A 13,038-nucleotide genomic window follows, 5' to 3' on the forward strand; every position below is an offset into this window, starting at 1 on the left:
AAAGGCTAAAGGCTAAAGGCTAAAGGCTAAAGGCTAAAGGCTAAAGGCTAAAGGCTAAAGGCTAAAGGCTAAAGGCTAAAGGCTAAAGGCTAAAAATTGAACGGCTTATTAAATCCAAGCGCAAACTTTTTTGCCTTTAGCCCTTCACCTTTTGCCTGTTTTTTTATTCTTTATTAAGCTGCAAAACGGCCAGAAATGCTTCTTGAGGAATCTCAATATTGCCGACCTGTTTCATCCGTTTCTTACCGGCTTTTTGTTTTTCCAGCAGCTTTTTCTTACGGCTGATGTCGCCGCCGTAACATTTCGCAATCACGTTCTTCCGCATCGCTTTAACGGTGGACCGAGCGATAACCTTGGAGCCAATCGCCGCCTGTATCGCAACCTCGTACATTTGCCGCGGAATCAGGTCTTTCATCTTTTCAACCAAATCCCGGCCCCGATTTTGGCTCAGGTCGCGATGCACGATGATAGACAGCGCATCCACTTTCTCGGCATTAATCAACACATCCAGTTTGACCAGCTCGGCCGGCTGGAAACGCAGGAACTCGTAGTCAAACGATGCAAAGCCGCGGCTGACCGACTTTAAGCGATCGAAAAAATCCAGCACCACTTCGCTGAGCGGCATTTCATAATGCAGCGATACCTGTCTGCCGACGTACTGCATGTCTTTCTGCACGCCACGCTTTTCTATGCACAACGTGATCACGCCGCCCAAATAGGTTTCAGGAACCAGGATATTGGCCCGGATAATGGGTTCCCTGATTTCCTTGATGGTCCCCATATCCGGCAACTTGGCCGGATTATCGATCATCAGAACCTGTTCGTTCTGGGTGATGACCTCATAGATAACGGTAGGCGCCGTCGTGATCAGATCGACATCGTATTCCCTTTCCAAACGCTCCTGCACAATTTCCATATGCAGCATGCCGAGAAAACCGCAACGGAAACCGAAGCCTAAAGCCTGCGAGGTTTCCGGCTCAAAATACAAGGAAGCGTCGTTCAGGTTTAACTTCTTCAGCGCCTCGCGCAAATCCTCGTAATGATCGGAGCTGACCGGATACAAGCCGGCAAAAACCCGCGGCTGAACCTTTTGAAACCCGGTGAGCTGCTCAGCAGCCGGGTTATCCGTCCAGGTAATGGTGTCGCCGACCGGCGCGCCGAAAATGTCTTTGATACCGGCCACGACATAACCGACTTCGCCGGTATTTAAAATATCCTTTTCCAGCCGTTTGGGGGTAAAAACGCCGACCTTTTCGGCGATAAACGACTTGCCGGTGGACATGATGGTGATCTTTTGCTTCCTGCGGATACTGCCGTGCATAATCCTGACCAACGACACCACGCCCAGATAACTGTCGAACCAGGAATCGATAATCAACGCCTGTAACGGACCTGCCGTGTCGCCTTCAGGCGGCGGAACTTTCAGCACCAATTGCTCCAGCACATCCTGCACACCCAACCCTGTTTTAGCGCTGATCATCAGCGCCTCGTCGGCCGGGATGCCGATCACCTCTTCGATCTCATTCTGCACCCGCTCGGGCTCGGCAGAAGGCAAATCGATTTTATTCAACACCGGCACCACTTCGAGCCCCTGCTCTATCGCCGTATAGCAGTTAGCGACGCTTTGCGCCTCGACGCCCTGAGCCGCATCGACGACCAGCAGCGCACCTTCGCAAGCCGCCAAAGACCTGGAAACCTCATAAGAAAAATCGACATGCCCCGGAGTATCGATGAAATTAAGCTGATAGGTCTCGCCGTCTTTCGCCTTAAAATCCAGCGTGACGCTTTGCGCTTTAATGGTAATGCCGCGCTCTTTCTCAATATCCATCGAATCGAGCACTTGCGCGGACATTTCCCTGTCGCTCAGGCCGCCGCAGATTTGAATGAAACGATCAGCAAGCGTCGATTTTCCATGATCGATATGCGCGATAATGGAAAAATTTCTTATATGTTTTAAATCCACTTGGTTTTCAACTTGTTATGGTAGTGTTAATGCATGGCGCCAAACATTGTCGTAATCGTATTTGCACACCTGTGTCAGCCTGCATTGTAACAGATTTAGACCTGTTCAAAGCCAATGTTGAGGGATATTGCGCACATTAGCCTCACTGATTTTGGGGCGTAACATCATCATTACCCGGCTTCGCCGTCTCCGCAGTTACTCCCAACCAACTGTATATCCGCTTAACAACCAAGCCTTCATCATGCAGATAAGCATGGCCTTCATCGTCGATTCTAATCTGCCGGTAACCCGCATTTTCTTTTGCCGCCAAGCGCCTGTCCCTGGCGCTTTGTGTAACATCAGGCACATCTACCGCACCATAAATATCCAGCATCGGAATATTGATTTTTTTGATAAATTCCAGCGTTTGACCGGCTTTGTTGTCGGTAATCGGCGCCGGCAGACTGATAGTCACCAGCGCTTTAATATCCAGCCCCTGCTCACTGAGCGCATAAACACTCATCAGTCCGCCCAGCCCATAACCGGCCACAATGATATTTTCCGCGCCACCGCTCCTTGCATAGTCGATTCCGGCCCGAATCCGCGCCGCCGCCTCAGGAAACAACGCATAATAATCTTCCTGTCCAGCGCCGACTTCCCTGAGCGGCATTTGCAGCGAAAGCGTCGCCCAGTTATGCTCGGGCAAAAAAACTCTCAAGCCGTAAATCAGCGGCCGCTGATCGGGATGCCCCCCCATATCATGGAGAATAATAACGACCCCTTTCGTGCCGGCTTTTTCGGTTTCGGTATAAACACCGAGGAATTTTTTTTCACCGGACTCCAGCCAGACCGCCTTACCGATAGTCAGCGTCTTGTTAATGCCTTCGGCAAAATCGGCTTCCCGCTTTTCATCGCCGGCCCAACAGACATCGCCAAGCAAGCAGCCCATGCACAGCACAAAAACAACAGCCCCGAGCAACTTCATCGGCTCTCACTCCAGGCCGTAAAAATCGCTGTAGCGATATAAATCATGCACATGCCGTAACAACACCATAATGACCGACGCAACCGGCAATGCCAGCAGTATGCCCAGAAAGCCGAACAACTGGCCTCCGGCCAATACTGCGAACATAACCGCAACCGGATGCAGGCCGATTTTATCGCCCACCAGCATCGGCGTTAACACCATGCCTTCCAGCGATTGTCCGATGATGAAAACAATACCGACCGGCACCAGTTGTATTAAGTCATGAAATTGCACCAAGGCCGCCACGCAGGCCGTAACGATACCGACAATCGACCCCAGATAAGGCACGAAACTGACCAACCCGGCCAACATGCCAATCAACAAAGCCAAATCGAGGCCGGTCATCCACAAGCCGATACTGTAAATACAGCCCAAGGCCAGCATCACATAGAACTGCCCGCGGACAAAAGCCGCCAATACCGTATCGACTTCGCGTGCCAACTTGGAAGCGGTGGGCGCGACACGCCGGGGTAATAAATCATGGATTTTGGCAATCAGACCGTCCCAATCGCGCAATAAATAGAACGTGACCACAGGGATGAGCAGCAGGTTCATCAGCCATGCGGCTATCACCCCCCCGGAATGCGAAACCGAGCTCATGACCGTTGCGGCAATGCCGCCCGCTTGCTCCCAATGGCCTTTAATCAGATTAATAATCTGGCTAAGATTAACCGGCCTGATGCCCAGGTGAAACCGCCGCTGCAACCAGGGAATGACGGTCTCATTGAGCCATGCGACATAGGCGGGCAGGTTGCTTACAAAATGCTCGACCTGATATTCCAACAGCGGCACAAGCAACAATAAAACCAATGCCAAAACCAGCGTCATCACGGCAAAAACCACCAACACGGCCTTGGTTCTGGATAATTGATAGGTTTCCAGCTTATCGGTTAACGGATCGCCGAGGTAAGCCAACATCGCTGCAAACGCAAACGGCATCAATACCGGGGCCAACAGGTAAACCAACCAAGCCGAACCTGCGATAAAAGCGAAAACCAGCCATTTTTGTGAATCGGTCATTACAAAACCTCAATGCAATATGTATCTGTGTAGTTTAGTACCGCCAATTACCGCCGCCGCAACAGGAAGAACAACCGATATGATTGGCGCAATAAATGTTCGCCGCATTCCTTTTGCAGTCTAACTGCGTATAAAGCCATATCGATATTAAGGATCGTGCATAAATTAATTTAGGCAATTACCATGAAGAGCATGAAGACTTAAACCTTTCATGCCGCTTCATGTCCTTCATGTCCTTCATGGTTAAAAAATGAAAAATAAAACTTGCTCAAGTTATTTCATGCATGTTTCTTAACAACCCCGTCCATTGCAAAAATAAGCGGCAATCGAACCGGTTTTTTTAGGACTTATCCGTTCCAGTGCGCAGGTCAACCGCCATGAACGCTTAATGCCGTCCTTCACCAGAATCGGCGCAGACATCGCCTCGACAGGCGTATGATGTAAAAAAGCGCTCCAACGCCTTGTTGCAGAACTTTTCATAACTACGGGTAGAAAGTGCCGTAGCACCGTGTATTCAATCGCTTATAAACAAGCCGATGCTTACTGCCGCATCGGCTTGTAGAAAAACTTCCCCTACGATTACGGCGCCAGATTGAGCGCAACGACCGCAGCCGCGATAGCCACTAAGGCCAGTATTATCAGCACAATAGTGCCTTTCTTCGTACTGAAAAAATTAACTGGTTTATCTTCCAGAATTTCCACACCTTCAATATAGGCATTAACCGCTTTGAACTTGCCCCGATTATCTCTTGCTACCTGGTAATGAATAACATCGCCGGTCAACGGGCGGCGACTCGTTCCCTTAAGCGCCGAAATATGGATAAAAATATCTTTTCCTCCATCATCAGGGCTGATGAAACCAAACCCTCGATCTTCTTTCCATGTTTTTAAAACTCCCTTAATCATTGTCTTTGTCATAAAATTTCTTTTGTTGTTTTTAGCCTTGTCCGCGCGAATGGGTAAAAAGCGCCAGCCGTTTTACAGCTGTTTTTACGAGCCTACAGCGAGTACCTCTGCTGTTTTATCGTTTAGCGAATCCAATCTCCGGCGCTTATAAAACAAATAATCCCGGTTAGATACAAGATCCAGCCGTGATATTTCGTGGCCTAGATTTGTTTCTTTATGATGACCTTATCATCGATAATCAACTCCGATATTCCGCCCAAAGACGCATGCAATGTACATGATGCCGTTTTGAACCCTTTTTCACCCACCCATTTCAACGTCACATAGGTTTCCTTATCGCTCTCGACTTCGGAAGGGAAAAATACCTGCTCCCCTGTTTGCTCCTTGATTTTTGGCGGACACTTTTCATTTGCCATGGTTTGCATTGCAACATTGTTTCTAATCTTAGCCGCAGCTTCGACTTGCTCAACAGGCTGATCTTCCTTACTTAAGCCAACCATAACAAAACCCATTACAAAAACGGCAATAACAGCCAGCATTATTTTTTGTGCTTCAGACATTTTTCTCTCCTCATTGTGACAATCGCCAACCATTTTACAGGTTGACCTGCGTATTTACCTTAAAATTCTATGAATGCAATCCATCCTCAACAATTTGCCTGCATTGTTGGCGCAACGCCTTTTAAAACTCAATCCCCTGTTCCGCCTTGATGCCTTGTTCATAAGCATGTTTTACTTTGACCATTTCGGTTACGGTATCGGCGCAATCGATGACCTCAGGCGCCGCATTGCGGCCCGTCAAAATCAAATGCATCCAGGCCGGTTTTTCATCGCGAATGAAATCGGCTATTTCCTGGCCGGAAATCCAATTATAGCCGCAGCAGTAATTGATCTCGTCCAGCAGCACCACGTCGAATTCTTCAGACAGGATCTTGGCTTTGCTAAACTCCCAAATCTCCCGGCTGGTTTTAATATCCTGCTCAGGATTTTTAGTATCCCAAGTAAAACCGTCGCCCAAGGCATGCCATTCGATATTATCAAAGCGTTCGGCGGCTTTTTGTTCGCCGGTTTGCCATTTCCCCTTAATATACTGGACCACGCAGATTTTCATATCCCAGCCTGCGGCACGGAACACCATACCTAAAGCACTGGAAGACTTTCCCTTGCCTGAGCCGGTATTGACCAAAACCAGCCCCCGTCGTCTATCTCTCGACTTCATAACACCATTCCGTAATTTGAGTATACATAAGAACTCTCGTCTTATAGCGACCGGCATTATCGCCTGAATCCAGTTAAAATCAAATGTCTGGCTTTGCACCGCACGCGCTGTTCAATCACGGAGCCGGATTTGCAGAACAATTATTTCTAAACGTGCATGACATTGCCGTCATCAGGGACAGGAGGACCGGAACCGGGTTACAGCGGAATTTTCCAGCTAATGCTCAAGATGCGCGCGGTGGTAAAGCGGCGCTCGCAAAGATTTGAGGGATTTAAATGACTTCTACGCCGCCGCAATCGATTTTTGCGGCCCTTAGTTTGTTAGCGGCCAAAACACGGACGGCCTATTTTTATGGCGAGCGATGAGGATTATATACCATCGTGGTGTATTGAGATTTGATGCCTGTTTTTTGATAACGCAGAGTTTGATACCTTGCCGTGCTTAGTTTTATTTTATAAGCACCGCTAAAATCGGCGCAGTGGCATCGATTAGCACTATTTTTTTTGCGCATCGCGGGCGCTTAACACCTCAAACTCAAGTTTTATGGCCCGCTGCACCCATACATCGCATGATAGTTTAAGTTTCCAGTTTTCCCGCTTTAACTTATAAATGTACTCGTTAGAATCTTTTAGATGGGACTCTATCACCTTAAGCTGGCTTTCAATCTCACCCAGAGTTTGAGTATTTCGTTTCAATGTTTCACGCAGCAAATGCTGAGCATGCTTGCTTTCGTTTAATTCAATTATTTTTTGATTTATTTCACTTTCAAGCTGCTCTATCTTGGTCACGCAAACTCCCCCGGCCATCGCCATAAAACTGCGGTATTGAAGCGGTTGTTCCTGATCCCTGTTTTTTATGCCCCGGATTACCTGATGCTCTGAATACCTGATGTTATGGTGCAAATAATTCCGCTATTTATTTGCACCTTATACATGCCCCAAAAACGCCAAACCGGACCTATCGAATTAAAACTCTTCCCATTCGCTATCGTCGTGTTTTGGCTCCCTATGAATAACGGGCGCTACCGGCTTTGGCCCCGCCACGCGAGCAACCGGAGCTTTGGCTTTTAGCGGAGCGGAAATTTTCTTTGATGAGTTTACTTTAAAAAAATTGAGTAACTTGGTCATGTTGGTGGACTGCTCGCTCATTGAAATACTGCCCGCTGCCGCCTGTTCCGCCAAAGCCGCATTTTGCTGGGTAATATCGTCCATTTGAGAAACCGCCTGGTTAACTTGTTCGATGCCTGCGGATTGCTCGGCGCTGGCGCTGGCGATGTGGGCGACAATGTCGCCGACTTTCGCAACGCTCTCGACAATTTCATTCAGCGCGGCGCCGGTTTCATTAACGAATGCCGTTCCGGCGCGGACTTTCTGCACACTGCTCTGAATCAGTTCGTTACTTTGCTGGGCGGCATCCGCGCTCCGCTGAGCCAAATTACGCACTTCCGTCGCCACAACCGAGAAGCCGCGCCCCTGCTCTCCCGCCCTGGCCGCTTCAACGGATGCGTTTAACGCCAACAGATTGGTTTGGAATGCAATTTCATCAATCACGCCGATAATCTCGGCAATCTTGTTGCTGCTGTCATTGATTTCCTGCATGGCTGCGATAGCCGACTTAACCACATCACCGCCTTTTTGGGCCAATTGGCTGGCCGAATTAACAACCTCGGTCGCTTGAACCGTATTCTGCGCATTATTTTTCACGGTGCTGGCCAGCTGTTCCATGCTGGCCGCGGTTTCTTCGAGGCTCGCCGCTTGCTGCTCCGCACGGCCGGAAAGATTGTTGTTGCCGCTGGCCATTTCCTGCGATGAGCTGTCTATAAAATCGGCCGCATCCCGGATTTGAATAATAAAATCGCTCAATTTTGCCAGTGTGCCATTGATATTATTCTTGCATTCGGCATAGACTCCTTGGTAATCATTAGTGATAGAACTGGTTAAATCGCCTTGAGACATACTTTCCATAACTCTGTTGATGTCATTAAAGGCGCACTCTATGACATCCGTCAGTTCATTGATACCGGACGACAACATTTTGGCGAATCCTTGCTTGTCGCCCATGTTAATGCGGCTGCTCAAATCGCCTGCTTTAATATCCTGCACTAATTGTTCAATCTCGTGTTCAATTAAAATGTCCAGGGTTCTGTTCTTCCATTCCGCAACAAAACCGATGCGCTCGCCGTCATCATTAATAACCGGGCTGGCAACCACATTCATATGCTGGCCGGCAATAACCAGTTCCGAACTGTACGGTTGCGTTAGGCTTGCCAATAAGCGTCGCTGGTGAGCAGGGTCCTTGTGAAAACTATCGATATTGGCGCCGATCAGTTTATCGACAGCGAAATTCGGCAACTGCTTGCGAATATCCTGTTCGACTTCCTTGAGCATCTTCTCAACGCTCTCGTTGGTATAAATGATTTCCAGATTGTTATCGGCCACCATGACGCCGGACTGGACATTATCCAATGCCTGATTGATCCGCATGGCTTTTTCAGCAGCCTCTCTGGATTGCGCCAAATCCAGACTCAGATTCACTTCCATTGAATACAGGCCGCGCTGAAAATCGCCGACCAGATCATTCCGGGTTAAATCCTGCACATTGCCGAATCTTTTCTCTGCCAGACGATAAAAAATACCGATGGTTTTATTTAATACCGTGGTAAAGCTTTTGATCACATTGAAACCAATTGCCGATGCAACCGCAACTGATGCCGCAACACCGGTCAACAGCAAATAGTCCTGCACTAAAAACAACCGATACATCAGGTAAAAAACGGGTATCAGAAGCACCGCCAACGCCACCGCCATTTTTTTCCAGGCGTCCATCTCCTTGATTGACTTGACCACGGCAGCTAAACCGGTAGGCCTTATTGTTGCTTTCCCTGCATTAACCAGCTGATATAACTGTTCTGCCTTTTCAATTTTTTCACGGCTTGGAGCGCGCCGGACGGAAAGGTATTCATGAACTTTCCCATTTTTAAATACTGGCATTGCATTCGCTTCCACCCAGTAATAGTCGCCGGATTTCGCCCTGTTTTTTACCAACCCCTGCCAGGGTCTAAGCGATTTTAAAGTCAGCCACAAATCTTCAAAAGCGGCCGCCGGCATATCGGGATGACGAACAATATTATGACTTGCGCCTATGAGTTCATCGCGGGTAAAACCGCTGATATTGATGAACTCGTCATTGACGTAAGTAATAACGCCTTTCAAGTCGGTTCGAGTAATCAACAACCCACCTTTTTTCATCAGGATTTCCTGATTAGTTACAGGCATATTCATTTTCATTTGTGCTTCACCTTACGAACTAAAACATTCGTTATATTATTAATCGTTGGTTCGTACTTTCTAATTCAAGATTTGAAAGATACCCGCCGCACACCCTGCCTAACTCTTGGCGCTGATCACTTCGCACTCATGCCGTCAGTAAACTACGGTTTTTTCTTTCCCAAGATTTCCTCGACGCGCCCAATACAGCCCCCAATAACTGCCGATTTGTAATACTCGGATAACTTTCCGGTGGAATCGTGACTTTATCTATAACCTTTTTTATTTCCGATTTGGAAGCATAAAAACATAATGCTTTATTAGTTATATTTTTTTAGTTAACGAATTGGCTATCGGAATAACTCCCGCTTCTCCCCTCTCGGAGAGCAACCGTCATTTATAATTGTACATAGCCATGTTGTTCTCAAGTGCTAAAACAGTTTTTAATCAACAATCCTGTTGCCCACTCTTTACCCGTAAGAATCATTAGCCGAACGTAAACAGCGTATTGCTGCATGGATTTCGCTCCGCACGCTGACAACGAAAAAGTGAAATACGGACTGACTGAATTTTTCTGCCGAAGAAGTAGCATGGCCGCGCGCTTAATAAAACTTCAAGAGGACATTCGTGAAATAAGCGACCCATTTTGGCTGGCGATTATGAGCCAAATCAGGACGGTTAGAAATCAGCCAACCGCCCTCAAATACATAAGACTCACAAGAAGCATTGTGTAAGCATATTCCTACACAACACAAATCAATCAGACAAATTTAATCACTCAAGCAAATCGTTCTTGAATGCGTAATGAATAATTTCGGCGTTTTTAGACATGTTCATCTTTTTCATCAGGCGGGTCCGGTAGGTGCTGATGGTTTTCACACTGAGCGACATCTGCTGGGCAAGATCAGTAATGCTTTTACCCGCACAAATGCCGCAAAAAACCTGAAACTCCCGGTCGGTCAGCGTAGCGTGCAGCGGTATTTCCTGGTTTGTATTCAATTCCGCAATCAGTTTTTCAGTCATCGTCGAGCTGATATATTTCCCTCCCTTGGCGACCTTGCGAATCGCCGCCACCAATTGCTCGGGAGCGCTCTCTTTGGTCAGATAGCCGTCCGCACCCGCACGCAGCATTCTGATCGCATACTGATCTTCAGGATACATGCTCAGGATCAGGATAGGCAACTGAGGAGATTGATGCTTCGCCAGCTTAATCAACTCCATGACATTTTTACCCGGCATGGCGATGTCGAGCAGCATGACGCTCCATCCCTCGCACCGTATAAGTTTCAAGGCCTCATCGCCGGAACCGGCCTCGCCGAATATTTCCATATCGGGAATATCGGCGAGGATTTGTTTCAGCCCTTGCCTGACAATGGCATGATCATCGGCAATCAATATTTTAATCATGGCCGCCTTCGGACGACTTTAGACGCATGTTTAACACGAGCGTGGTTCCCTTTCCCGGTTTACTGTCGATGGCGATTTCTCCGCCGCAATGGCGTGCGCGCTCATGCATGCCCAAAATACCGTATTTACCGGGTTTGTTCATCTGCGCCTCCGTCATACCGCAGCCGTTATCCGTTATTTTCATCACCAGACTATTTGCGGCGGTTTCAACATCAAGCGTTACTTTGGTCGCTCTGGAATGTAAAGCAATATTGGTTAATGCTTCCTGCATAATCCGAAAAATCGCTATATCCGTACCGTCATCGATCACGATATTATTTTCCGGCATCGTCAGAACGCATTGCATGCCGGTTTGCTGCCTGAATTCATCGAGTTTCCAGTCGATCGCGGCTAATAAACCCAGATGATCCAGAATGCTTGGCCGGAGGTCGGCAATAATACGCCTGACCGACCCAATCGCATCGTCCAATTGCCGATTCATCACCGTGATTTTTTCATGACATGCAGACCGGCCTGCCGGTAATTGTTTACTCAACCAGCTTAAATCCATTTTCAGCGCCGCCAGAAGGCTGCCCAATTCGTCATGAATTTCCCGCGCGATTCGGGTTCTCTCATCTTCCCTGGCCGTTTCCAGGTGACCGGACAAATCCCGTAGCGCTTCCTCCGCCTGCTTCCGTTCGCTTATATCATGTACCGTGCCGATAAAAAAATGACGCTGCTCGACGTCGAAATCACTGACCTTCAGTTCCATCGAAAAAACAGAGCCGTCTTTTCTGACACCGCTCACCTCGCGTTTGAAACCGAGTATTTTTGCCTTGCCGCCGTTCAGATAGGTTTTTAAATAAGTATCGTGCCGCCCCTGCTCAGGTTCAGACATCAACTTGTTAATATTATAACCGATCAATTCCTCGGCCGAATACCCGAAAAGCCTCTCGACAGACGGATTGATTTTTTCAATGATTCCAGATTCGTTAATAATGATAATGCCGTCGAATACGTTGTTAAAAATAGAGCGCATCCTTGCTTCGTTTTTACTCAACAAGTCTTCCATTTCGATACGCCCCGTCACGTCATTCTGCACTCCGACATAGTGGGTAATCTTGCCTTGCTTGTCGCGTATCGGCGAAATATAGACTTCGTTCAAGAATAAGCTGCCGTCTTTGCGATAGTTGCGCACAACCGCATGCCCATCGCGATAGCTGTGCAAGGCCTCGCGTAGTTCTGTAACGTTCGCTTGGTCTCGATCGCTCTGTTGCAGAAAACGGCAGTTTTGGCCCAACACGTCCTGCCTGGAATAGCCGGTTGTGCGCAAGAAAGCTTCATTAGCATAAATAATGGGAAAATCTTTATCCGCCAGCCCGGTAATAATAATGCCGTTGTTGCAGGAATCGATCGCGTGCTGCATCAGATACAATTCTTCTTCATTTTTTCGGCGGGAAGTGACATCATGCAAAACGCCGTATAACTGTACGACACCGCCATCAATCGGGTCGCGAACCGGCAATGAATGATCGCTGAAATAGCGGGTGTCACTGTCGTTAATGACCACCCGGTACTCGCTGATGTCTTCGCACCCCGCCAGTAGTTTTTCAAACCGGTCTTGAACGATTTTTATATCGTCCGGGTGAACCGGCAATACCCAATCGCAAGCCTGTTGTTTTGACTCGCCATCGAATCTTACACTGCCGATAAGCTTTTTTAACTGCTCCGTACTCCATTCCAATATTGGCTTGCCGTCCGGCGAAATAGTCATTGAATAAGCCAAGTCCAGCTCAAAACGGGAAATGAAAGGATCCCGTCTTTCATATCGCGGCGCCTTGCTTTCTGCATTTTTGCAAAATTCCGTTTTTTTTGTTTCCAGCAGGCTGGATTCTACCGCATCGAGTAACCGGCGCCTGTTGCGCTTGACAATATAATCGGCCATGCCGCTTTTAATCGCGGCGACTGCGATGTCTTCGCCGCCGGAATCGGTCAACATGATGACCGGTAAACAGGCATGGCTCGATTTAATTGCCTTAAACAAGGTCAGTCCGTCTGTCCAACCGAGCGTGTATTCTGTAATCGCCAGATCAAAACCGGTTTCGGCCATTTTTTCATCGAACACCTCACGGCTGCAAACCTCAACCATATCCGCATCGGCAAATTTACCGCGCAATGTTGCTATCGTTAACGAGCGCTCAACGGGGTCATCGTCAATAATCAGAAATCGCATGCTTTCTCTTATACATCATGTTGTGTTGCCCTATAAACCC

The 13,038-nt window shown here is 48.0% G+C and carries 11 protein-coding genes; all 11 read right to left on the bottom strand.

Going from position 1 to position 13,038, the window contains the following annotated elements:
* Nucleotides 1-163: 163 nt before the first annotated feature.
* Nucleotides 164-1,963, bottom strand: a complete 1,800-nt coding sequence (gene lepA, locus V3O24_RS02075) for a translation elongation factor 4 (RefSeq protein ID WP_104423586.1) — start codon at nucleotides 1,961-1,963, stop codon at nucleotides 164-166.
* A gap of 142 nt (nucleotides 1,964-2,105) precedes the next feature.
* Nucleotides 2,106-2,927 (bottom strand): DUF3530 family protein, encoded by an 822-nt coding sequence (locus tag V3O24_RS02080; RefSeq protein ID WP_331305967.1) that lies wholly within the window; start codon nucleotides 2,925-2,927, stop codon nucleotides 2,106-2,108.
* Nucleotides 2,928-2,933: 6 nt separating this feature from the next.
* Nucleotides 2,934-3,989 (bottom strand): AI-2E family transporter, encoded by a 1,056-nt coding sequence (locus V3O24_RS02085; protein ID WP_104423588.1) that lies wholly within the window; start codon nucleotides 3,987-3,989, stop codon nucleotides 2,934-2,936.
* A 291-nt stretch (nucleotides 3,990-4,280) separates the two neighbouring features.
* Nucleotides 4,281-4,469 carry a hypothetical protein gene (locus V3O24_RS02090; protein ID WP_331305968.1) on the bottom strand — a complete coding sequence of 63 codons (189 nt, stop codon included), beginning with the start codon at nucleotides 4,467-4,469 and terminating at the stop codon, nucleotides 4,281-4,283.
* A 99-nt stretch (nucleotides 4,470-4,568) separates the two neighbouring features.
* On the bottom strand, nucleotides 4,569-4,907 hold the full coding sequence (locus V3O24_RS02095; protein WP_181049864.1) for a cold shock domain-containing protein: 339 nt from the start codon (nucleotides 4,905-4,907) through the stop codon (nucleotides 4,569-4,571).
* Between the two features lie 188 nt (nucleotides 4,908-5,095).
* The gene (locus V3O24_RS02100; protein ID WP_104423590.1) at nucleotides 5,096-5,455 is read right to left on the bottom strand and encodes a hypothetical protein; all 360 of its coding nucleotides are present in this window, start codon (nucleotides 5,453-5,455) and stop codon (nucleotides 5,096-5,098) included.
* A gap of 121 nt (nucleotides 5,456-5,576) precedes the next feature.
* On the bottom strand, nucleotides 5,577-6,113 hold the full coding sequence (gene cobO / locus V3O24_RS02105; RefSeq protein WP_104423591.1) for a cob(I)yrinic acid a,c-diamide adenosyltransferase: 537 nt from the start codon (nucleotides 6,111-6,113) through the stop codon (nucleotides 5,577-5,579).
* A 494-nt stretch (nucleotides 6,114-6,607) separates the two neighbouring features.
* Nucleotides 6,608-6,901: a hypothetical protein gene (locus V3O24_RS02110; RefSeq protein ID WP_146083339.1), complete on the bottom strand. Its 294-nt coding sequence runs from the start codon at nucleotides 6,899-6,901 to the stop codon at nucleotides 6,608-6,610.
* A 177-nt stretch (nucleotides 6,902-7,078) separates the two neighbouring features.
* Nucleotides 7,079-9,388, bottom strand: coding sequence for a methyl-accepting chemotaxis protein (locus V3O24_RS02115; protein ID WP_331305971.1), 2,310 nt, complete (start codon nucleotides 9,386-9,388; stop codon nucleotides 7,079-7,081).
* A 765-nt stretch (nucleotides 9,389-10,153) separates the two neighbouring features.
* Nucleotides 10,154-10,786, bottom strand: coding sequence for a response regulator transcription factor (locus V3O24_RS02120; RefSeq protein WP_104423596.1), 633 nt, complete (start codon nucleotides 10,784-10,786; stop codon nucleotides 10,154-10,156).
* Nucleotides 10,779-12,998 (bottom strand): PAS domain S-box protein, encoded by a 2,220-nt coding sequence (locus V3O24_RS02125; RefSeq protein ID WP_331305972.1) that lies wholly within the window; start codon nucleotides 12,996-12,998, stop codon nucleotides 10,779-10,781. Before V3O24_RS02125 ends, V3O24_RS02120 begins: the two co-directional genes overlap by 8 nt.
* Between the last annotated feature and the right edge of the window lie 40 nt (nucleotides 12,999-13,038).

It is taken from the genome of Methylobacter sp. Wu8 (assembly GCF_036440755.1).
Taxonomy (GTDB): domain Bacteria; phylum Pseudomonadota; class Gammaproteobacteria; order Methylococcales; family Methylomonadaceae; genus Methylobacter_A; species Methylobacter_A tundripaludum_A.